The following is a 22,296-nucleotide window of genomic DNA, read 5'->3' on the forward strand; positions in this document are numbered from 1 at the left end:
ACTCTCTTTATTCCGGAAGGCCGATCATTCTATTTTGACCAGCGCCCTACCGGAAAGCTCCTGGAACCTTAACCATACACGAAAATGGCGTCCGGGAGCTGCTTAAATTATCTTTCATCGTGAGATTTGTAATTCTTTCGGATTCCCTTAATTGCGGGCCTCTTTTTATTTTGGGGGGCCCTGATCATTTTCTTTTGACCAGTACCCTGCCAGGACGGCTCCCGATAGGTTGTGCCATATACTGAAAATGGCACCCGGAAGAGCTGCAACTGCCGTGAAATGTTTTATCGCAAGAGCCACGCTCAAACCGGAGTTTTGCATCCCGACTTCGATGGCAATAGTTCGGGCTTCCGTTTCGCTGAGCTTAAAAGCCTTTGCAATCCCGTAACCGCTCGCCAGGCCCAGCCCGTTATGCAGGACTACCGCAAGCAGGACGAGAGGGCCGATCTGCTCAAGGCTTTCCCTGTTAACCCCGATGATGACCGCGATAATAATCACGATCGCAAGGGCCGAGATTGCGGGAAAGATGTCCCTGACCTTTTCAATGTGTTTTCCGAGCATGTAATTTATCGAAAGCCCGAAAATCACGGGTACAAGCACGATTTTCACGACACTCAGCAGCATTCCCATTATATCCACGGGTACGGTCTGCCCGATATAGGCCCAGGTCAGGAAGGGAGTTGCAATGAAGGCCACCATGGTGGAGACGGTGGTAAGCACGATTGAAAGGGCCACATCCCCCTTTGCCAGGTAGCAGATCACGTTTGAAGCCGTTCCTCCGGGGCAGCAGCCCAGGAGTATGAAGCCAGCCATGATTTCCGTGGGAATACTGAGGGCCATACAGACAATCCACGCAATAAAGGGCATGAGGGTGTACTGCATGAGAGTACCCAGCAGGACCACGTAAGGCCTTTTTAAGACTGCCAGGAAGTTCCCTACGGAAAGCGTCACCCCCATCCCCAGCATGATCAGGCTCAGGAAAGGCACGATCAGGCCTTTGTAGGGGACGAAGTACTCCGGGTAAACATACGCTACAGCGGAGAGCAGCACCGCCCAGAGGGGAAATAACGATGTGAACTTCTTAAGCATTGAATTACTCCTTTTTTCCTGGTTTTGATAAATAAATTTATGAAGAGAGTGAAATATCAGGCCGGAAAATGTATGCAGGACAAGATATGTAGATTTGTAGAGCAGGCATATGAAGGCGTTATTTTTTCAGGTTTGAAATTCTCGAATCAAAATTTAAAATAAATATTTTAGTAAATATGAATATATAAAAATACAAAGGAGTATCTCCTTAAAAATATACCTATTTATTGACGATTAATTATAAAGCTTTACAAAAAATAGAAAATATATATAAACAAAAGTATTTTTCATAGACCTCCTCCATGAAAAATTACACCTTTCACATTGTCATCGGTCGGTCATCTACTATATATACAGGCCTGAAAATACTATTGCCCCATGAGACTGGATGCATATCTTGTAGACATGGGCTATTTCAAGTCCCGGGGCCGGGCAAAGTCCGCCATCCTTGCCGGGAGCGTAAAGGTTAACGGCATGGCTGTAAAAAAGGTTTCAAAGGACGTGTCGTCCCTTGATGAAATCGAGGTAGGGGAAGGCCTGGACATGCCTATGGGCTATTTCAAACTGAAACGAATCCAGGAACAAAGTGGGATCTTACAGCCCGGAGACCGGGTGCTTGACCTCGGTTCAAGCGTCGGAGGTTTCCTGACCTTTGCCTCGGAAATCGTGGGCCATATAAAAGGGATCGAGTTCAGCCGGGACTTCCGGAGCGAACTCGGGAAACTCGCCTACGAGAAGGAAAACGTTGAAATTATGTTCGGAAACGTCTTTTCCGTGCCTCTGAAAGAACTCGCCGAGGAGCCCGTGGACGTTATCCTCTCCGACATGACGCTTGACTCCGAATCCTCCATAAAGGCCCTTGAAAAGCTGCTTCCCCTCTTAAAGGAAGAAGGCAAACTGCTTCAGGTAATCAAACTCCTCAGACGCAAAAACCCGAAGCCCATTCTGAGCCAGATCGAAGCCCTGGGCCTCGAAATCCTGCAGGTACTCGAATCCGAAAAACAGGAAATTTACATAATTGCCAGAAAACCGGTGGCAGGGGACAGGAAAGCGGATACGGATGTAGAAGCGGAAACCGATGTAGAAGCGGAAACCGATGTAGAAGCGGAAACCGATGTAGAAGCGGAAACCGATGTAGAAGCGGAAACCGATGTAGAAGCGGAAATGGAAGTGAATACGGAAACAGATTCGGAAGCCCTACGGGAAGAATAATAAGGAGAAGGAATAACAGTGGCGGAAATATTAGGCAGCGGAAAACCTGTCCGCCTCTTTGCCGCAGGCCTGCACGGGGACGAGTGGAGGGAAACTTCAGGCATCCTGGAGGAAATCCGGGATACGGGAAAGGGAGAAGAGGGTGAAGGAAAAACTCCGAAAACCGGGACTCTCGTGCTCCTGCCTCTGGTCAGCAAAGGGGAGTACATATCAACCCTGGACGAGCGTTACTATCCGGGACCGGGAAAACCCCTCCTTGAGGCCATTGAAAAATTCAGGCCCGACATTTACATCGAATTGCACTCGTATTCAAAGGAAAACTTTGAGAAACTTGCAGGAAAAGACCGGATAAGGAAAATCGGGGTTCCTGCCTTCAGTGTCCTTAAAGAGGGAGTACTGCTCGGTTCGGTTTCCCCCCATATCAGAAGGAAGTATTTCCCAAAAGAGGCCCTCTGTCTCTCCTTCGAGGTTGAAAAAGGAAACCCGGCGTCAAAAGAGCTCGTTTCCCGCTTCGTTAAGTTAATTGGGAGGATGGAGTCCAGGGACGAGTTTATCGAATATTTGAGGAAAGAGTTTCCGGAGCAGGCCGGAAAGGCCATTGAGGACTACAGGCGTTTTTACGGGGACCTGTAAGCTCCAGATTTTGAGAATAATTCAATTTTACCCTATTTTACGAGGCGGAAAGCAAAGATGGTTTTCCACAAAACCCGGCTCTTTTCTATGTGTCTGCTTTCAAACATGGCCCTTTTTCTATGAATGCTTTCGAAATCAGACATTGATCCTCTATCATCTATTTTTCCAGAGAAAAATGGGGCCTCTATGCCCATCAGGGTGGCCTTTTTCGAAAAGTAAAAAATGACAGGTAAAAAAGAAAAAAGAAGAAACCTTGCAGAACCTGTCCGCAGGGCTTTTTACCGGCCCCTCTTCCCTGATCTTCAGGAGGGACCGGTATTCTGATTTTTCCGAATTATTTTTTAGGTCCGGTCTCAGAACATGGTGGGGCCAGGAGCCATCGAATCGTAGGAGTTTGCCTGGTGTTCGAGTTTGACGTCCTGTACGGACTGACTCTGGGCCTTGAGCATACTGTCCACCCGGAGCACCATTTCTGCGGCTTCTGAGGCTGATTTGATGGCGTTGACCTTTACCCTGAGGGGATCGATAACGCCTTTTTCAAGCATGTTTTCGAATTCTCCGGTAAAGACGTTGAAACCTGCGTTTTTGTCCTCAGCGTGCTTTGCCCTGAGGTTCAGGATGGAATCAATGGCGTCCATCCCGCCGTTTCTGGCGATGGTCCTGGGGACTTCTTCGATTGCGTCCGCAAAGGCCATGATGGCAAGCTGTTCCCGACCGCTGATCCCTGAGGCGTAGGCGCGCAGAGCGAGGGCGACTTCGACTTCGCTGGCTCCTCCTCCGGCCACGACCTTCCCGTCTTCGAAGACGGACTTTGCGACCCAGAGAGCATCGTCAAGGGCACGTTCGATGTTGTCGACCACATGCTCGGTCCCGCCACGGATGACGATAGAAACGGCTTTTGCAGCGGCACAGTCCCTAAGGTAGGTCTTGCCCTGGTCTCCGTCCCGGTCCTGTTCGAGCAGGCCTGCGTGTCCGAGGTCCTTTGCTTCAAGTTCCTTGATATTCCTGACAATCCTGGCTCCGGTTGCGTTTGAGATTTTCAGGAGGGAAGCAGCCGGCACCCTGCGGGCGGCGTAGATCCCTCTGCTCTGGAGGTAATCGGAGATCTTGTCATCCATGCCTTTTCCGCAGAAGACCGCGTTAGCTCCGGATTTGATAACGTAGTCCGCCATATCGATGAGGCTTTGTTGTTCTTCCTTTACGAAGAGGTCCATCTGCTCAATGGAGGTGATCTGCAATTTTGCCTTGTTTGCGGTCTTTCCGACTTCCATCTGGGCGTCGATAATCGCAATGTTCGCACCTTCGATTTTGAGCGGGAAATTCCGGTCCAGAGCCACTTTATCAATCGCGACCCCTTCCACGAACTCGGAGTCCTCAATCAGGCCGCCGACTTCCTTGGAGATCAGGATACGCTGAATGTCTACAATACCCCTTTCCTGAACTGCAAGAACCGCATCCGATGCAAGTTTTGCGACCAGGATGTTGTACTTCTGGGCGGCTTTTCCCGTAATTGCGGTCCTGGCGGCCTTCTCGAGCATTTCGTGGTCTCCTTCGGCCACGGACAGAGCCATGCCCTCCAGGGTCTCGATTGCATTTTCGGCCGCAAGCCTGTAACCCTTGATAACGACTGTGGGGTGTACTCCACTCTCAATAAGTTCCTCGGCTTTTTCAAGGAGGGCTCCCGTTAAAACAACGGAACTTGTGGTCCCGTCTCCCGCAGAGTCTTCCATGGAACGGGCGACCTCGACAACCATCTTGGCAGCCGGGTGCTCGATGTCCATGTCCTTGAGGATGGTTGCACCGTCGTTTGTGATGGTTATGTCCCCAAGAGGGTTTACGAGCATCTTGTCCATACCTCTCGGGCCGAGAGTGGACTTAACGATACTTGCAACAGCCTTTGCGGCTGCAATGTTCATACTGAGCGTGTCTTTTCCCTTTGTTTGCTCTTTTCTAGGATCTACAATGTAAACTGGCTGGCCACCTGCCATGAAAATAAGCCTCCTCTTAGTAATTTGATTCAGATAAGTTATGAAGTATAATACAAGTTATGAATGTGTTATACAAGTTATGAATATATTATATCAGTATATTTCGTGAGTATATTAATTATAAACCGAACACTCACAAAATTACTGTTAATACTTCTATAAATACGTTTCTCTTATTTACCTGCCTTTATGGCAGTGATGAACTTAATGAAAAATGTAGCGAATCCGGAATCAGGAAAAGGAATTCCTTATTCAGGAATCCATTCTCTTATGAATATCTACTGTCCCGTCCTGCTTCCCAACATAGACCTCGTCCACGTTAGAAAAAATTCCGTGCTCCACTACTCCGGGAATTATTGAAAGTCTCATATAAAGTTCAACCGGGTCCTCGATTGTCCCAAAGTCCGTATCGAGCACGAAGTTCCCGTTATCGGTGATCACGGGCCCGTCTTTTCGGGACGCAAGCCTGAGTTCGGGTTTACCTCCGAGCTCCTTCAGTTTTGCAGTAACGAGTTCTCGGGCCATGGGCAGGACCTCCACCGGGACGTAGTGGTCAAGCTTTTCGGAGAGTTTGGAAGGGTCGAGGACGATCACGAAGCGCTTTGCGGACATCGAGACGATCTTTTCCCGGGTATGCGCAGCCCCGCCGCCCTTGATTGCATAAAATTCGGAGTCAACCCTGTCGGCTCCATCGATTGCCAGATCCAGGACCGGGTGCTGGGCAAGGGTTGTCAGGGGGACCCCGGCCTCGATTGCGAGCATCTCGGACTGGTAGGAGGTGACGACTCCCAGGATCTCAAGCCCCTCTTCCTTAATCCTTCTTCCAAGTTCTTTGATCGTGTAAGCAACCGTGGAACCCGTTCCCAGGCCAACCACCATGCCGGAGCTAACAAGCCCGGCGGCAGCGACACCCGCGGCCAGTTTCCCGGGATTTTCTCCGGATACGTTTCTGTCTGTCATTAAAATTCACCTCGTATTAATTTGGAATTAATGTCAAAAGTTAAGATTCAAAAGTTATAATTAAAATTTAAAAGTTAACAATTAAAGATTAATATATAAAGTTCAAAAGTTAACATTCAAAAGTTACCATTCAAAATTCAACTGTCTCAGCAGGAGCCCCTTTCCTCGGAAGCCGAAGGCTGACAGGTGGGGGTAGTTGACAGATTAATGATCCATTTAAGAATGATGAAAATATAACTTCAGGTTTTATTTTGGGAGTTGCTTCATACTCATACATGTTGTGTTTTTGTGTGAGGAGGTGTTTGGTGTGTGTGCATTCAAACCACGGAACACACGGAATACACGGAATACACGGAAAATATTTTAGTCTGCTTGAGCGAGTGAAACGAGTGAAACAGACCCGAAGATTATATTTAAGGTTGCTCTGGCATTTTTTCGTCCTCTTGAGGGAGCGTAGCTCCCGAAAAGGACCTCGTGCTCCCGAAGCGAAACTCGGGTAGCGAAACTCGGGGAAGACGGCAATTACAGTTTTTCCAGCATTTTTTAGTCATCTTTAAAGAATTGAGGGTATTTTTTGAATTCTATTGCATAAAGATCTAACTTACTCACCGGCCCTCAGGCCGGTTTCCGTGTCCTTCCGTGCTTTTCCGTGGTTAAAGAATGGTAAACAAAAATACTTGATATTATATTTGACCCATTCCTTAACAAAAAAAGGAGAAGAGATCAGGGAGAGAGTCTTCTCCTGTCTCTCGGGAAGAGGACGGTGTCTCTGATGTTTTTGGTATCGAGCATGGTCATGACAAAGCGTTCGCAGCCCAAGCCCCAGCCTGCGTGCGGGGGCATCCCGAATTCAAAGGCCTTGAGGTAGAAATCAAAGCCTTCGGGGTCCAAGCCTTGGGACTCGATGCGGTTTATCAGGAGCTCAGGCAGGTGGATCCGCTGGGCGCCCGAGGAGAGTTCCATGGTGCGGTGCATCATGTCAAAGGATTTGGAGTACTTTGGCCTATCCTCGTAAGGCATGGCGTAGAAGGGTTTGATTGCGGTCGGCCAGTCGATGATGAAGTAGTGGGACTCGCCTGTAGTCTCGAAGACGTGCTGCCCGATGATGTGCTCAGACTGGGTGCCGAGGTCGTCTCCCCACTGCATTTTTTCTTCTGATTTTTCGTTTACGATTTCGATGACCTCTTCATAGGTAAGTTTCTTGAAAGGAGTCACCGGGACCTTGAGTTCCACATTCAGAATCTCAAGGGAGGCCTTGCAGTTTTCAATGACCTTTGTGTAAGCGTAGACCACCAGGTTCTCAAGGATTTCCATGACGTCGAAGTGGTCGGCAAAGCTGACCTCAACATCGATTGATGTGGCTTCGTTAAGGTGCCTCCTGGTGTCGTGTTCTTCCGCCCTGAAGATGGGCCCGATTTCAAAGACCCTGTCAAGCCCGCCGGACATGAGGATCTGCTTGAAGAGCTGGGGGCTCTGGTTAAGGAAGGCTTCCCGATCAAAGTAGGTTATAGGGAAAAGCGCGGTTCCGCCTTCGGTTGCCGTGGCGACGACCTTGGGGGTTGCGGTTTCGATGAACCTGTTTTCCACGAAGAATTCCCGGACTGCCTGAAGGACCTGATGCCTGACCTTGAAGACGGCGGTGGATTCAGCCCTTCGGAGGTCAATGAAGCGGGAGTCAAGCCTGGTGTCGAGTTCGGCTTCAACCTTGCCGGTGGTGTCCATGGGTAGAGGAGAGGCCGAAACGTTAAGGACGTTGATTTCATCAGGGATAAGCTCGTAGCCGTTTGGGGCCTTTTCTTCGAATTTTACGGAGCCTGTGACTGAGATTACGGACTCGCGCACAAGTTTCCTTGCGGCATTGAAGAGTTCCCTGTCTATTTTCTTCTTGACAAGTGTTATCTGGGCTTTCCCTTCCCGGTCCCTGAGGACCACAAAACAGATTCCGCCAAGGTCCCGGACCTCGTAGACCCAGCCGGCGAGGGTGACTTTTGCACCGTCTTCAATTTTTTCAGGAATTACGTCTGCTGTGTAATGTGTTCTGAGATTTGCTAATGTCATAAATTCACCTTAAATGGGAGTGATTGTAAATGTAAACATAAGTTAAAATGAAGCTGAAATTTAGAATGAATAGTCATTCCTTTATTATTAAAGTATTTGTCCTCGGCCCCCTGGCTTTCATGTTTTTGGGGGTTACGTTTCGGATAAAGAATTCTATGTTTTTTTTATAAACAGAACGATGTTCCTTAAATTTGTTCCCTAAATAAGTTTCCAAAAGGGGTTTCTGGCTTGCAGCCCAACGTAAAACCATAAACGAATAGCAAAAGGTAGAGAAATTGGGGGAAAAGAGATGGAAAGACACAAACTAAGAAACAAACTGGGAATTTTCTTTATAGTCCTGAGCGTCCTCATTGCCGGGGGCTGTGCAGGGTATGGAGACTCGGAGGAGACCGGGCCTGCGGAAGAAACCATCGAGGAAGAAACCATCGAGGAAGAAAACGTCGAGGAAGAAAACGTCGAGGAAGAAAACGTTGAGGAAGAAAACGTTGAGGAAGAAACGGAAACAGGAGCAGAAACTGGAGAGGGGACAGAAACCGATATTATTGATGTGGAAATCCGCGACTTCAAGTATATTCCTGAAGAACTCACGGTTTCGATCGGGCAGACCGTCCGCTGGACAAACTACGATACTGCCGTCCATGATGTGGATGGTTCGGGCCTTGACTCGCAGGACATGAGGAAAGGAGATATTTTTACCTTCACCTTCGAAGAAGCAGGAACTTATGATTACCTGTGTACATTCCACCGCTTCATGAAGGGGACAGTAATCGTAAGCGAGTAACGGGCAGGTTGGAAAAAAAGGAGAAAACAGGAAAAACAGGAGAAAACCTTCAGGGGTTCCCCCAGAAAAATACTCAGCCTGATTCTCTTTTTAATAGTGTTAAAGAATGAGTCTAATATAATATCAAATATTTTTGTTTACCATTCCTTAACCACGGAAAAGCACGGAAGGACACGGAAACCGGCCTGAGGGCCGGTGAGTACGCTGGGTCTTTAAATAATCGATTCAAAATCCATTGGTGGTTCATTTGTATTCGGTTGACATTATTTTTAGGAACGTGTCAAATATACTCACCCAGCTTTAAAATTAGGAATTTTGAAGATTTCCATCCAGAATCACTATCAAGAGGACGTTCAACCACGGAACACACGGAACACACGGAAAGACACAGAAAATTTTCCAAAATAAGGTTTATAATCCGCTTGAGTTCGCGCAGCGAGCGAAACGGATCCCGTGCTCCCGAAGCGGAACTCGGGCGATGGAAGGACACGGAAACCGGCCTGAGGGCCGGTGAGTACGCTGGGCCTTTAAATAATCGATTCAAAATCCATTGGTAGACAAAACACCAGAGCAACCGTACTTGTCGTCTCCCTGCATTCTTTTTTCCGTGCTTTTCCGTGCTTTTCCGTGGTTTGAATGCACACACCAAACACCTCCACCAACAAAAACACAACCTGTATGAATATAGAGCAATTCCCAAAATAAAATTTGAAGTTATATTTTTACCATTCCTAAGAATGCAGAAAGATGACATTTAAGGTTGCTCTGGTGTTTTATAATGCTGCGTGTAGATTTCCGGCAAATTCTTTTCGTGTCCTTCCGTGTGTTTCATGGTTGACGGTCCTCTTGCCATTGATTCTGGATAGAGAACTTCAAACGACAAAAATATATTCATACAGGTCTGGTTTTCAGAATTACATTGGGTTACTGCCCTGCATTTTGATGCAAAAATTTTGAATTTTAAAGCCGGGTGAGTAATGACTGCGAACAGATTCGCAGTTAAAGGCATGTATAAATAAAACAGTACCGTATTTTCTTTTACTAACTGAACAAGTTTTTTTGGCATATTTTCACATTTTTGCATTCCAGACCAGAAAAAAAATTCGTTTTAATCCTTATCCAAAAGGGGGATTTAGTGTGAACTACCCCCACCTGTCAGCCTTCGGCTGCCGAGGAAGGGGCTTCCTGTTTCGTTCCCCGGAGTAATCTCCACGAGTCCACAGGCTCTTCCCGATGTCCCATCGGTGTATCTTTAATTTAGATCGCAAGTGCAAACTTTTTAATATTTATAGCTGCGTTTATGTCCCTATCGTGTTCTGTTCCACATTCTGGGCATTTCCAGTTTCTAACATCTAATGTTATTTCCTTATTGTGGAACCCGCAGACACTACAATTTTTAGTAGAAGGTTCCCACTGGCCTATACGGATTACTGTTTTCCCTATCTTTTTGGCCTTGTACTCCAACTTACTCACAAAACCCCCCCAAGCAGCGTCACTTATAGCCTGTGCAAGTTTATGGTTCTTCTTCATGCCAGCAATGTTTAACGATTCTACCGCTACAGCTTGGTTCTCGCTTATAAGGTCATTACTAACCTTGTGCTGAAAATCGTTTCTTTGATTGCTTATCTTTTCATGAATTTTTGCAAGTTTTTGTACTGCTTTCCTTCGGTTCTTTGAACCTTTTTCCTTTCTGCTTACTCTTCTTTGAAGAGTTTTGAGCCTTTTAAGAGAATTTTTAAGAAATCTTGGGTTCTCGATCTTTTCCCCGGTGGAAGTTATTGCAAAATCTTTTAGCCCTACATCTACGCCTATTGTAGTACTTTCAGAATACTCTTGAACTTCTGGATATTCTTCTCCATCTTCGGTTAAGATGCTTACGTAGTACTTACCAGTGGGCGTTCTTCGAACTGTTGCCGTTCTAAAAAACTTCGAATTTAAGTTCTGTTCTATTATGGTTTCCCCATTGACTAGCGTTTTTTCAATGAGGTTATCCATAATTTCAGGGCTTAATAGTTCCCGATGGATTTTAATATTCATCCATCCAATTCCGGGAAAAAAGATCTCTGAGGAAGTGAGATTAATCTTGTACCGTTGGGGCACCTTGAATGATTGTTTAGTGTCTTTTTTTGATTTCCTTTGTGGGAATCCGTTCTGGCCTTTGAAAAATCTTGTATATGCATCTTGCAGGTTCCTTCTGGCCTGCTGTAATGACTGCGAATTGACTTCTTTAAGCCACGGATATATTTCTTTGAGAACCGGAATTAGCTTATCAAGTTCAGTAAGAGATATGTTGATTCTAAATTTGTCATAGAAAATTTGTTTGTACTCTAGTAACTTGTTATAGATGAATCTGGAACACCCTATATGCTTTTCAATTAGCGTTCTTTGTTCATCATTTGCCGGATAGATCCGGTACACAAGCCCCTGTTTCATGCAAACCCCTATATACATTTAATATAATTTAAAAATACTTATTTACAGTTAAACATATTTAAACCGGCCCCTGTAGCCTTGACGCATTCATCTCCCACCTGCCAGTTCCGGCAAAGCCGGAACTGTCGAGGAAGGAGTCTTCTGCTGTTTGAGATAAAGAAAATTCTGATAATATGTCTGGTTTTACTGGTGGCTGTCCAGCCAGGAGCCGCCGCTCCCATTTCGGACTACCTTAATATTAACACTGAGGTGAATAACGGCTACGCCATAAGCACGGTCGAGGAAAAACTGACCAACCCCGCGGCCACGGCGATTCAGGGGGAGTTTTCTTTCCTGATCCCGGAAGGGGCTTTCATATCCGGCTTTTCTCTGACGATTGACGGAAAAGAGTACAGGGCCGACGTCCTGCCAAAAGAAAAGGCCACGGAGAAGTTCGAAGCCGCGGCCTCGGCAGGGAGGACGGCAGGGCTCCTGGAGACAAAAGAAAACAACCTCTTTTCCTATGCTCTGAGCTTTGAGCCCGGGCAGAGCATCACCGTGAAGCTGACTTATGAACAGGCCCTCAAAAAGACCTTGGGGGAATACGAACTTGTGCAGTACCTGGAAAGTCCCCTGGCCGTAAATTCCCTTTCCGCAACTGTAAACATAAGCTCGGTAAATTCCCTCATCAGGCTTGAAACTCCCGGGTTTCCGGACACTGAGGCCCGCTATCTTTCCGCAAATGAAGGACAGGTTAGCTATAAGGCCAGTGGACTTCCCGGCTCAGGCTCGGACCTGGGGACAGGCTCGGAATTGAGGGTTGTTTTTGAGACACAGAACCCGCCCCTTTCCGGGAACATGCTCTTTTACGAAGAAGCCGGGGAAGGGTATATGATGCATATCTTTTCCCCGACTGAAGAAGATCTGGGGACCACGGCTCTCGGAAAAGACATCATTTTCGTGCTTGATAAATCAGGTTCCATGAGCGGGTACAAACTGGAGCAGGTCAAGCAGGCCTTCGGGGACATAATCGCATCCCTTCCCGCCCAGGACAGCTTCAACATAATCTTTTTTGACAGCGGCATACAGAGCTATTCCGACACGCTCAGGCAAGCCACACCCGACTCAAAAAACGGGGCCCTTGATTTCGTAAACGGCCTGGACTCGGGAGGGGGCACGAACATCAAAGACGCCCTTGTGACCGCCCTTGGCATGTTCAGCCCGGAAAGTGAGAGGGTGCCGATAATCGTTTTCCTCACAGACGGGATGCCCACCGTGGGAGTGACCTCTCCCTATGTAATCCGCGAAAACGTCAAAGCCGCAAACAGGGCCAAGGTCTCGATTTTCTCCATGGCCTTCGGGATAGATGACGAAAGTGACTACGGTTTCCTGAAGGCTATGAGCCTGGAAAACTACGGAACGGCTGAATGGTTCGCCCCGAAAACCAATTCGGAAGAGGAAATTGGCAACTTCTATAATACAATTTCCACCCCCCTGGTTACGGACCTGGTATTTTCCTATGGCGGGAAAGTCTCGGAGCCTGTGAATAACGGGGAAAAAAACCTCTTTGCGGGCTCTGATGCCATTGTTCTCGGGAAATACAGCCCCGGAAGCGGGAGCATTCCTTCAGTGCTTTCAGCAACCACGAGGGACGGGAGCAGAACTTTCTCAAACGAGTTTACGGTGGCCTCTTCGGCTGAAAATGCTTTCATTCCGAGGCTCTGGGCCTACAGCACTATTGAGGACTTGCTGGACAGGATCGAGGTGGAAGGGGAAGATGAAAGCCTGGTGGCTGCGGTCACGGAGCTTTCCCTGAAGTTTGAATTCGTTACTCCCTATACATCCCTCTTTGTGGAACTGCCTGAGTTGATCGGGGAAACTGAAGGTGGGGAATATGAGGAAGATGTTTCCGTCGAACTCCTGGAAGAAAGAAAGGAAACGATGGATGCTGATTCTGTGCAAAGTTCTTCATCTCCTGCCACGGATACGAATGCCATCGCTCCCACACAGGGATTCTCCACACAGGAGGAGGCAATGGAAGTAGGTGCGGAAGGAGCTCCAGCTTATGAGGGAATGGCTTACGAAAAAGATGCCATGGACGGAGAGGCGGTAATGCCGGAAGGCGACTATGAGGAATTAGAAACTCCCGGCTTCGGGGCGTTCTTCTCCCTTGCAGGCCTGCTGAGCATTGCTTTTTTGAGGCGTAGAAAACAGGACTGAAGAAAAGAGAAAAAGAGAGAACAAAAACCCTGAGTCTTTAGGCCGAGCTCAGGGGCAATTTCTTTTTTGAAAAAGAAAAGAGTTGTTAAGGGTGCGGGGAAATTTGCTAAAAATATAAATTTGTTAAGTGTATGGAATTTGTTTTTGCTCCCGAAGAGCTCGATTTTGAAGTTGTTGAATAATTCAACCGTGTCAAAATGTCGGGTGCTACATGGTATTTTAATAGAGGTGTAGAATTTAATACGATCGAATATTATAATAATGATGAAGATTTCACAGCGTTTATGTTAAGTATCGAGAAACCGTATTAAGGGTTGTAGATTGAGAGTTAATGGGTTTTCTCTTAATCTCGGGGTTGGATCATCGATAGGAACTGATGGCGCGAAACATAGGTTCCTATCATTCTCTTCTTAGTAATGTTTTGATGACTACTCTCCTACATCGTTTTACATCTATATAACGCTTTTGAGATTTTTAGCAATTTTATAAAATTCTTCAGAATGTCTAAAATCAGCTTTTTTCGATGGATTTTCGAAAAGGCCACACTGCGTGTACAGGCCTGGATACGGCTATTCAGGTTGCCTGGAGTTCAGAATTTCCTTTTTGCTTCCAGTTGATGTCCCGGAATTTGGTTAATCCCCAAACAATCCGGTGGAGGACTGATATTAAAAACCGGTGGGGTAATTGTTCAAAAAGAAATCAGCCCACGCCCCATTTTTAAGCCATTGAAGATTTTAATATATTCAAAATATTGGGTGCCATGTAGCATTTTAATATATGTGTAAAATTTAATGTAATTGAATAATTTCATAATAATAAATATTTCACGGCGTTTATGTTAAGTATCCAGAAGTCATAAAAAAGATTGTAGGTTAAGAGTTATTGGGTTTTCTCTTAATCTCGGGGTTGGATCATCGATAGGAACTGATGGCGCGAAACATAGGTTCCTATCATTCTACTTCTTAGTTATATTTTGATGAATACTATTTTCACATAGTTGTACAACTATATAACGTTTTTGAAATATTGGACAATTTTATAAAATTTTTAAGAATTATTGAGGACAAGCTCTTTTTTAGGAATTTTTCGAAAAGGTCACACTTCGTGCGTACAGGCTCGACCTGGATACGGTATTAGAGGTCACAATACTCTGTAAATTCGATTTCTCCAGCTCCGATCCCTACTCTGAAATACAGGAAAATCCCGGATAGGGGAGATGGGGCTCGCTGAACTGATTATCCTGTAATCTCTTTTTCATGAATAGGCACCAACGTGCAAATATTGAACCATTTTAATAAAAACATATATATAATTTAGTACATATATATCAATTACTTGAAGATGCTGGATCCACAACTACCTTTTCCGAAACCTTCTTATACAATCGCCACTATCACACATCATTGTACATAATTATACACCAGTGATTAACAATGCACCCTACAATCCAGCAAATCCTCACCACAACAAAAAACCGTATTCAGGCCTTCGAGTCTCAGACCGGGCCTGAAACCCGGGCCGGGCCCTTCCAGAAGCGGAACTTCGCATCCTCCGTAGCCGCTGCGAAGGCCGCAGGCCGGGTGCCGGTGATCGCGGAAGTCAAACCTGCCTCCCCGGGAAAAGTTTTCAGGGAAATATCCCCAGAACTGGCAGCCAGGTTTGCAAAGGAAATGGAAGCTGCCGGAGCTGTTGCGATCTCGGTGCTGACCGAACCCGAAATTTTCCGGGGATCCCTCGAAAACCTTGAGAGGGTAAGGGAATCAGTATCCATTCCGGTCCTCAGGAAGGACTTTATTATCGACAGGAAACAGTTCGGAGAAATCGAATCCGACCTCGTCCTGCTGATTGCGGGCTTCCTGATAGAAAAACTGCCCGAATTTGTCGAGCTTGCCCGGTCGAAGGGCTTTGAGCCCCTCGTTGAAGTCCATAATCTCGAAGAACTTAAGCAAGCCCTTTCCACAAAGGCAGAGCTTATCGGGATCAACAACCGGGACCTTGAAACAATGGAAATCAAACTTGAGACCACGGAAAAACTCGCGCCCCTCATCCGGGAACACGACCGGCAAAACGAAACCAGCCACATAATCGTGAGCGAAAGCGGGATCCGCACACCCAAAGACATCAGGCGGGTGCTTACTGCAGGGGCTGACGCGGTGCTCATCGGAAGCTCTATCATGGAAAGTGAATCCGTATTCGAAAAAACAAAAGAACTTGTCCAGGGCCCTGCCTGGCGCTGGTGACTGCTTTTTTTAAAAATGGCCTTCTTTGGCCTTTCACAGCCAGGGATTTATTTCACGTTCTTTCAAACCCCGACCCGAAAATCCGATTTGAAACTTCAATCCGGAAACCGGATCCCGGGTTTTGAACTTTTACGGAATTTTTCCTGATATTTTACGGGAAAAATTCACTTCAAAAATTCACTTCAAAAATCATACTCAGGAACAGGATAAAAGGAGAAATAAAATTGACCGGAGCTACAATTTCACAATCTCAAAAAAACAATTCGTTGAGCGAATCCACCGGCCCGGAATCCGGAGCAGGGGGAAAATACGGGAAATACGGGGGCCAGTACGTGCCCGAGGTCCTTATGCCGGCCCTTGAGGAACTTGAAGAAGGGTACGAAAAATACAAAAACGATCCCGAATTCCTGAAGGAACTCAACCACTACCTCAAAGAGTTCGCAGGCAGGGAAACTCCCCTCTACTACGCCCGGAATCTCAGTAAAAAATACGGCCTCAAAGTTTACCTCAAACGGGAAGACCTGGTACACGGCGGAGCCCACAAGTTAAACAACGCAATCGGACAGGGCCTTCTTGCAAAACACATGGGAAAAAAGCGACTCGTTGCCGAGACCGGAGCAGGACAGCACGGAACCGCAACCGCCATGGTGGGCGCAAGCTTCGGTTTTGAAACCGTCGTGTACATGGGAGAAAGAGACGTCGAACGCCAGCACCCAAACGTCTACCGCATGGAACTCATGGGGACCGAGGTAAGACCGGTACACATCGGCTCGTCCACCCTCAAGGACGCAATCAACGAGGCTCTTCGGGACTGGGTCACAAACGTCGAAGACACGCACTACCTGATAGGCTCCGTCGTAGGACCTCACCCCTACCCCGCGATGGTCAGGGACTTCCAGAGCGTAATCGGAAAAGAAGTAAGGGCTCAGATCCTGGAAAAAGAAGGCCGACTCCCTGATTCCCTGATCGCCTGCGCAGGTGGAGGAAGTAACGCCATGGGGCTCTTTTATCCCCATGTGGCAGACAGAGACGTCAAAATGTTCGCCGTGGAAGCCGGAGGCAAAGGATTGACCTACACGGAAAAAGCGGCTCTTCACTCAGCTTCCCTCTGTGTCGGAACCGAAGGAGTCCTGCACGGGGCCAGGACAAAGATCCTGCAGGACAGCCACGGTCAGATCCTGGAATCCGAGTCCATCTCCGCGGGTCTGGACTACTCAGGGGTAGGCCCCGAACTTGCCCAGCTCTCGGAAACCGGAAGGGTACAGGCCTGCTACGTCACTGACGAAGAAGCCCTTGAGGCCTTCCATGAACTGAGCCGGCTTGAGGGAATCATCCCGGCTCTTGAATCCTCCCATGCCCTCGCCTACCTGAAAAAGGCTGCTGAATCCGGAGAACTTGGGGAAATGGTTGTCGTGAACCTCTCGGGCCGGGGAGACAAAGACCTCGACTCCGTCTTCAAAATGGCAGGGAGGGTCTGAAATGAGCGCAATGATTTCAGAAAAGTTTGCCAGCCTTCAGGAAAAAGGAGAAGGCGCCCTCATAGCCTACGTGATGGCAGGCGACCCCACATCTGATGCGACCCCGGCGATAGTCAGGGCCCTCGTGCGGGGCGGGGCGGACCTGATCGAACTCGGGATGCCTTTCTCGGACCCCGTGGCCGACGGCCCCACAATCCAGGCAGCCGGTGGAAGAGCCCTTGAAGCCGGCATGAACCCCGAGCGCTACTTCGAACTTGTCGCGGGACTGGATGTCAAAGTCCCGCTAATCTGCATGACTTACTATAATCTCATCTTCCACTACGGCCCCGAAACCTTTGTTAAAAAGTGCCGGGCCTCCGGAATCAGCGGGATCATTGTCCCGGACCTGCCCGTGGAAGAAGCCGGGGAACTGACAGCAGCCTGCGGGCGGCACTCGGTTGCCCCAATCTTTTTAATCGCTCCCACGACCCCGGAAAAAAGGATCAAACGGGTCCTCTCGGAAACAGGGGGCTTTATTTACCTGCTTTCCAGGCTCGGGGTTACAGGAGCCCAGAAAGATATAGGGACTTCAGTAAACGCCCTTCTGGCCAGGGTGGAGACAAACCTTCCGAAAGCCGTGGGCTTTGGGGTCTCAAGCGCCGGGCAAGCCGAAGCCCTCATAAGAGCCGGAGCCGACGCCGTGATTGTGGGCTCGGCTTTTGTCAATATCATAGCTTCTAACACAGCCCCTGAAGAGAGGGAAGAGCTTGAAAAGCAGCTTGAAGCCCTTGCAAGGGAGCTTAAAACGGGAATCAGGAATGCGTCAGAGACGCCCGCTATCTAAAAAATACGTTTAATGAAAAATAAGGGAGGGAAAGAATATGGAATCATACATCAGAAAACTGCGTGAAGGCCGGGATCTCTCAGCCCCGGAAAGTGAGACTGCTCTTTTGAACATCCTGAGCTCGGCCACGGACGAGGAAATAAAGGAATTCCTGCTGGCTCTGAAGGAAAAAGGGGAGACTCCGGAAGAAATCGCAGGTTTTGTGCGAGGCATGAAAAAAGCCGCCCATACGATTTCTCCGGCCGTTTTCAGGAAACTTGTGGACGTTGTAGGTACTGGCGGGGACATGTACAATACGATCAACGTTTCCACAGCCGCTGCAATAATCACCGCTGCGGTGGGAGTCCCGGTAGCAAAACACGGAAACAGGTCGGTAACCTCCCTTTCCGGAAGTTCGGATGTCCTCCAGGCCCTCGGGATAAAGGTTGACCACTCCCCCGAAGCTGTCAGGGAATCAATCGAGGAAATCGGGTTAGGGTTCATGTTTGCCCCTGTCTTCCACCCGGCCATGAAACGGGTCGCCCCTATAAGGAAGGAACTCAAAATCAGGACGATTTTCAATATCCTCGGGCCTTTGACCAACCCCGCCGGGGCGAGGGCCCAGGTAGTCGGGGTTTATGACAGAAAACTCTGTGAACCCCTGGCCCTGGCCCTTAAGGAACTCGGTTCCGAGCACGCCCTTGTTGTGCACGGGGACGGGATGGACGAAATCTCCAATGTGGGAGATACCTTTGTAGCCGAACTGAAAAACGGAGAGGTCAGCACCTATACCCTGACTCCCGAAGCCCTGGGGCTCAGCAGAGCAAAACCTGAAGAAATTAAGGGCGGCTCACCTGAGGAAAACGCCCGGGATATTCTCTGCATCTTTAAGGGACTGAGGGGAGCCAAAAGGGACCTCGTGGTAATAAACGCTGCCGCTGCCCTCTATGTGGGAGGAGTTGTGGGCTCCATCCGACAGGCCATCACGATTGCGGAAGACGCAATTGACAGTGGGAAAGTCATGGTCAAGTTCAACCAGTTCAAAGGCTTTACTCCCCGGTCCGAAAGGCAGAACGATGTCATATTAAAAGGAAGCCTGACAAGCCCCGCTGCTTTTCAGTCCTGAAGCCAGGACGGTAAAAAACCCGGGCTGAAAGAGAGAAGGGAAGATAGGAAGAAAAAAAGACGGAAGAAGGGAAGATAGGAAGGAAAAAACATGAAAGTAAAAACCCGGACAAAGATCTGCGGGATCCGCAGTCCTGAAGAACTGGAACTTGCGGTCCGTTTTGGAGTCGATGCAGTGGGCTTTTTAACAGAAGTCCCGGTCGAGACTCCGAGAAAGATCGATTCGAAGACCGCTGCCGCTCTCGTGGAAAAGGTCCCGAAGGGCGTTGACTCCGTGCTTGTCATAATGCCGGAAAACTCTACCCGGGCCCTTGAGCTTATAGAAAAAGTCGGGCCCGATATCGTACAGATCCACTCGGGCCTGTCCCTCCCGGAGCTCGAAGTTATCAAAAAAAAAACCGGCCTTCCTATCATAAAGGCCCTTTCCGTGCCCGCTGGGCAGGAAACTGAAAGAAACTCTTCCCTGGCTATACTGCTTGAAATGGTCCTGGAACTGGAAAACTCCGGGGCCGCAGATGCCGTCCTGCTTGATACCGGGAAGGGAAACATGCCCGGTGGAACGGGGCTTATCCACGACTGGACCCTGAGCCGGCGGATTGTTGAAGAGACTTCCCTTCCGGTTATCCTCGCAGGAGGCCTGAAGCCTGAAAACGTGCAGGAAGCCATAGAGGCCGTATCCCCCTATGCTGTGGACACGGCGTCCGGGGTTGAGACCGGAGGCAAAAAAGACGCCCTAAAGATAAATATGTTTATGAAAGCTGTGAGGTGTGCAGATGCTTTCCTTTGACCTTGATAAAGAAGAATTCATGAAGCTTGCCGGGGAGCTTGAAACCCCGGGTTTTGTCCAGCTCCTGGCAAAGACCGGTTCAAAATGTAGTCCTCTCAGGCTTTACTGCCGCCTGCGGGAAGCCGAAGACAATGAAGAATGTAATTACTCTTACCTCCTGGAGTCCGTGGAAAAAGAAGAGACCAGGGCCAGGTATTCTTTTGTCGGAAACAAACCCGAGGCCATGCTGAGCATAAAGGGAAAGGAACTCAACCTGGAGTTTTTAGCCTCCAGAGACAAAGGCTTCTTTGAGGAGCTCCGCAGAGGGATAGGAAAAGCCTGCAGGCTTGAGGAGGAAGGAACAGAGGATACAGAAAAAACGGAAAGCCCTTTAAAACTCAGGGCTTCAATTCTTCCCGGAAAGGACGGTTTCGATGCACTCCGCTCGGCTTTCCCGACCGCAAACGGGATTCCTCTTTTAAACGGTAAACGTTTTTCCAGGCAGACCTTCCTCGGAGGGGCCATCGGGTACACGGCTTACGATTCGATTTACGAGTGCTGGTTAGAGCTTGAGAACCACCCCGAGTCCGATGTCCCGGACCACCAGTTCCTGCTCATCTCAAAGACTTTTCTTTTCGACCACCTGACAGGAGATGTTTACATTGTCCTCACCCCCTTTATCGGCCCGGACTCGGATCCTGAAACCCTGTACGAAAAAGCCCTTTCAGAGGCTGAGGGACTTTATTCCCTCCTGAAGGAGGCCGAAGTTCTGGAAGAAGAAGAAAAAAAAGAAAAAGAAAAAACTGGGGGAGAAAAAACCGAAGAAGGGCCCGGAAAAGCACAGGAGAGAGAAGTTCAAAACCTTGACCTTCCGCCCGAAGAAGAAAGAAAAGCCTTCGAAGCCGCGGTGCTTGCGGCAAAGCAGCACATTATCGACGGGGATATTTTCCAGGTGGTCCTTTCCCGCAGTCGCACCTTCAGGACTACGGAATCCCCTTTCGAGCTATACATGCGCCTGCGGGCGATTAACCCGAGCCCCTATATGTATCTCTTCGAGTTCGGGAAGCTTGCGATTGTGGGAGCCAGCCCCGAGACTCTGCTGTCGGTCAATGAGCGGACCCTCATCAGCAATCCGATAGCGGGCACCTGTCCGAGGGGTAAGACCGAAGCCGAGGACGAGGCCCTGGCGGCCCGGATGCTGGGGGACGAAAAGGAAAGGGCCGAGCATGTGATGCTCGTGGACCTTGGCCGAAACGATGTGCGGATGGTTTCAAAGAGCGGCTCGGTAAAGGTTGAGGGTTTTATGAAGGTCCTCAAATATTCCCATGTCCAGCATATCGAAAGCACGGTCCTGGGAGAACTGCGGCCCGAATGTGACCAGTTCGACGCATCAAGGGCGGTCTTTCCGGCAGGGACGCTTTCCGGAGCCCCGAAACTCAGGGCTATGGAAATCATTGCCGTGCTTGAAAACACGCCTCGTGGGATCTACGGAGGCGGAGCCGGCTACTATTCCTGGAATGGGGATGCGGATTTTGCAATTGTTATAAGAACCCTGCTCGTAAAGGACGGGCTTGCTTCCGTGCAGGCCGGGGCCGGAATTGTTGCGGACTCCGTTCCCGAAAACGAGTTTCTGGAAACCGAACGCAAGATGGCAGCCATGCTCAGGGCGGTCGGAGCCGGAGTCAGGGAAGAAAGCGCTAAAGGAAACGAAATTCGATCTGAAAAATCTGAAAAATCTGAAAATATAATAAATGAAGGCACGGTAAAAGGAGAGGTTTTATGAAAATACTCTTTGTAAACAACAGGGATTCGTTTGTCTGGAACCTGGTTGACTACATTTCCCGCTTCGAGGAAGATACGCTTGTGGTCCCGAACACCATCAGTCCGGAAGAGGTAAGAGAAATCGGGCCTGATGTGCTTGTAATCTCCCCGGGCCCCGGACACCCCGCAAAACCCGGCGATATCGGGCGTTGTATAGACCTGATCCGGGAGTTCGGGCCGAAAATCCCCCTGCTCGGGGTCTGCCTCGGACACCAGGCCATTAACGTGGCCTTCGGAGGTACGGTCGAGCGAGGGATGTACGGGCCCGTGCATGGGAAAAGTTCGGATATACACTACATTTCTCCTTCCCTCTTCGAAGGACTCGAAAACCCTTTCCCGGGAGGACGCTACCATTCCCTTGAAATCAGGGAACTTTCCCCAAAACTCCGGGTCACGGCCAGGGCCGAGGACAGGAGCATTATGGCCGTAGAACATGAGAAATACCCCATATATGGGCTCCAGTTTCACCCCGAATCCGTCCTGACCCCGGAAGGTATGAAAATTATAGAAAACTTCCTGGAAGCCGCAAGGAGTTTTTTGGAGGCCAGAGCTAAAACGGGAGAAGGGAAGATAGAAGATGTCAAAATAGAAAAGTGTCCGGCATCTCCTGAAACCCTTTCTGACCGGGCCGGATGTTTTTGAATCCTGAGGTTGGAGAAGAGCACCTCCTCTTTTCCGCCCGAAAAGCCTCCGGAAACCGGTGGAAAAATT

General features: G+C 48.7%; 17 protein-coding genes. 11 read left to right on the forward strand and 6 right to left on the reverse strand.

Annotation, left to right across the window (positions count from 1 at the left end):
• Nucleotides 1-165: 165 nt before the first annotated feature.
• Nucleotides 166-1,089: a bile acid:sodium symporter family protein gene (locus ACZ5QV_RS12685; RefSeq protein ID WP_464600145.1), complete on the reverse strand. Its 924-nt coding sequence runs from the start codon at nucleotides 1,087-1,089 to the stop codon at nucleotides 166-168.
• A gap of 378 nt (nucleotides 1,090-1,467) precedes the next feature.
• Between ACZ5QV_RS12685 and ACZ5QV_RS12690 the strand changes: the two genes are divergently transcribed.
• A complete protein-coding gene (locus ACZ5QV_RS12690; RefSeq protein ID WP_464600146.1) occupies nucleotides 1,468-2,301 on the forward strand; it encodes an SAM-dependent methyltransferase in 834 nt (277 codons plus the stop codon).
• Between the two features lie 18 nt (nucleotides 2,302-2,319).
• Nucleotides 2,320-2,934, forward strand: a complete 615-nt coding sequence (locus tag ACZ5QV_RS12695; RefSeq protein ID WP_464600147.1) for a DUF2119 family protein — start codon at nucleotides 2,320-2,322, stop codon at nucleotides 2,932-2,934.
• A 353-nt stretch (nucleotides 2,935-3,287) separates the two neighbouring features.
• On the opposite strand, the gene thsA is transcribed toward ACZ5QV_RS12695, so the two are convergent.
• The 3 genes from thsA to aspS all read right to left on the reverse strand — a co-directional run bounded on the left by thsA (nucleotide 3,288) and on the right by aspS (nucleotide 7,940).
• Nucleotides 3,288-4,922, reverse strand: a complete 1,635-nt coding sequence (thsA, locus tag ACZ5QV_RS12700) for a thermosome subunit alpha (protein WP_464600148.1) — start codon at nucleotides 4,920-4,922, stop codon at nucleotides 3,288-3,290.
• 252 nt (nucleotides 4,923-5,174) lie between these two features.
• A complete protein-coding gene (gene rpiA / locus ACZ5QV_RS12705) occupies nucleotides 5,175-5,882 on the reverse strand; it encodes a ribose 5-phosphate isomerase A (protein ID WP_464600149.1) in 708 nt (235 codons plus the stop codon).
• A 723-nt stretch (nucleotides 5,883-6,605) separates the two neighbouring features.
• Nucleotides 6,606-7,940, reverse strand: a complete 1,335-nt coding sequence (aspS, locus tag ACZ5QV_RS12710) for an aspartate--tRNA(Asn) ligase (RefSeq protein WP_464600150.1) — start codon at nucleotides 7,938-7,940, stop codon at nucleotides 6,606-6,608.
• A gap of 289 nt (nucleotides 7,941-8,229) precedes the next feature.
• On the opposite strand from aspS, the gene ACZ5QV_RS12715 reads away from it, so the two are divergent.
• Nucleotides 8,230-8,721: a cupredoxin domain-containing protein gene (locus ACZ5QV_RS12715; protein ID WP_464600151.1), complete on the forward strand. Its 492-nt coding sequence runs from the start codon at nucleotides 8,230-8,232 to the stop codon at nucleotides 8,719-8,721.
• A gap of 754 nt (nucleotides 8,722-9,475) precedes the next feature.
• Here ACZ5QV_RS12715 and ACZ5QV_RS12720 read toward each other — a convergent pair.
• Entirely contained in the window at nucleotides 9,476-9,805 is a 330-nt protein-coding gene (locus ACZ5QV_RS12720) for a hypothetical protein (RefSeq protein ID WP_464600152.1), read from the reverse strand.
• A 173-nt stretch (nucleotides 9,806-9,978) separates the two neighbouring features.
• The gene (locus ACZ5QV_RS12725) at nucleotides 9,979-11,154 is read right to left on the reverse strand and encodes an RNA-guided endonuclease TnpB family protein (protein ID WP_464600153.1); all 1,176 of its coding nucleotides are present in this window, start codon (nucleotides 11,152-11,154) and stop codon (nucleotides 9,979-9,981) included.
• A 189-nt stretch (nucleotides 11,155-11,343) separates the two neighbouring features.
• On the opposite strand from ACZ5QV_RS12725, the gene ACZ5QV_RS12730 reads away from it, so the two are divergent.
• From ACZ5QV_RS12730 to ACZ5QV_RS12765, 8 genes are all read left to right on the forward strand, one after another.
• Nucleotides 11,344-13,353: a VIT domain-containing protein gene (locus tag ACZ5QV_RS12730; protein WP_464600154.1), complete on the forward strand. Its 2,010-nt coding sequence runs from the start codon at nucleotides 11,344-11,346 to the stop codon at nucleotides 13,351-13,353.
• A gap of 1,433 nt (nucleotides 13,354-14,786) precedes the next feature.
• Complete coding sequence (locus ACZ5QV_RS12735; protein WP_464600155.1) at nucleotides 14,787-15,593, forward strand: indole-3-glycerol-phosphate synthase; 807 nt, start codon at nucleotides 14,787-14,789, stop codon at nucleotides 15,591-15,593.
• Between the two features lie 266 nt (nucleotides 15,594-15,859).
• Entirely contained in the window at nucleotides 15,860-17,071 is a 1,212-nt protein-coding gene (gene trpB, locus ACZ5QV_RS12740) for a tryptophan synthase subunit beta (protein WP_464602108.1), read from the forward strand.
• A gap of 1 nt (nucleotide 17,072) precedes the next feature.
• A complete protein-coding gene (trpA, locus tag ACZ5QV_RS12745) occupies nucleotides 17,073-17,894 on the forward strand; it encodes a tryptophan synthase subunit alpha (protein ID WP_464600156.1) in 822 nt (273 codons plus the stop codon).
• 37 nt (nucleotides 17,895-17,931) lie between these two features.
• Nucleotides 17,932-18,999, forward strand: a complete 1,068-nt coding sequence (trpD, locus tag ACZ5QV_RS12750; RefSeq protein WP_464600157.1) for an anthranilate phosphoribosyltransferase — start codon at nucleotides 17,932-17,934, stop codon at nucleotides 18,997-18,999.
• Nucleotides 19,000-19,089: 90 nt separating this feature from the next.
• A complete protein-coding gene (locus tag ACZ5QV_RS12755; protein ID WP_464600158.1) occupies nucleotides 19,090-19,785 on the forward strand; it encodes a phosphoribosylanthranilate isomerase in 696 nt (231 codons plus the stop codon).
• A complete protein-coding gene (gene trpE, locus ACZ5QV_RS12760) occupies nucleotides 19,772-21,547 on the forward strand; it encodes an anthranilate synthase component I (RefSeq protein WP_464600159.1) in 1,776 nt (591 codons plus the stop codon). The genes ACZ5QV_RS12755 and trpE overlap by 14 nt, the downstream gene beginning before the upstream one ends.
• A complete protein-coding gene (locus ACZ5QV_RS12765) occupies nucleotides 21,544-22,227 on the forward strand; it encodes an aminodeoxychorismate/anthranilate synthase component II (protein ID WP_464600160.1) in 684 nt (227 codons plus the stop codon). Before trpE ends, ACZ5QV_RS12765 begins: the two co-directional genes overlap by 4 nt.
• Nucleotides 22,228-22,296: the final 69 nt, after the last annotated feature.

The organism is Methanosarcina baltica (genome assembly GCF_055394095.1).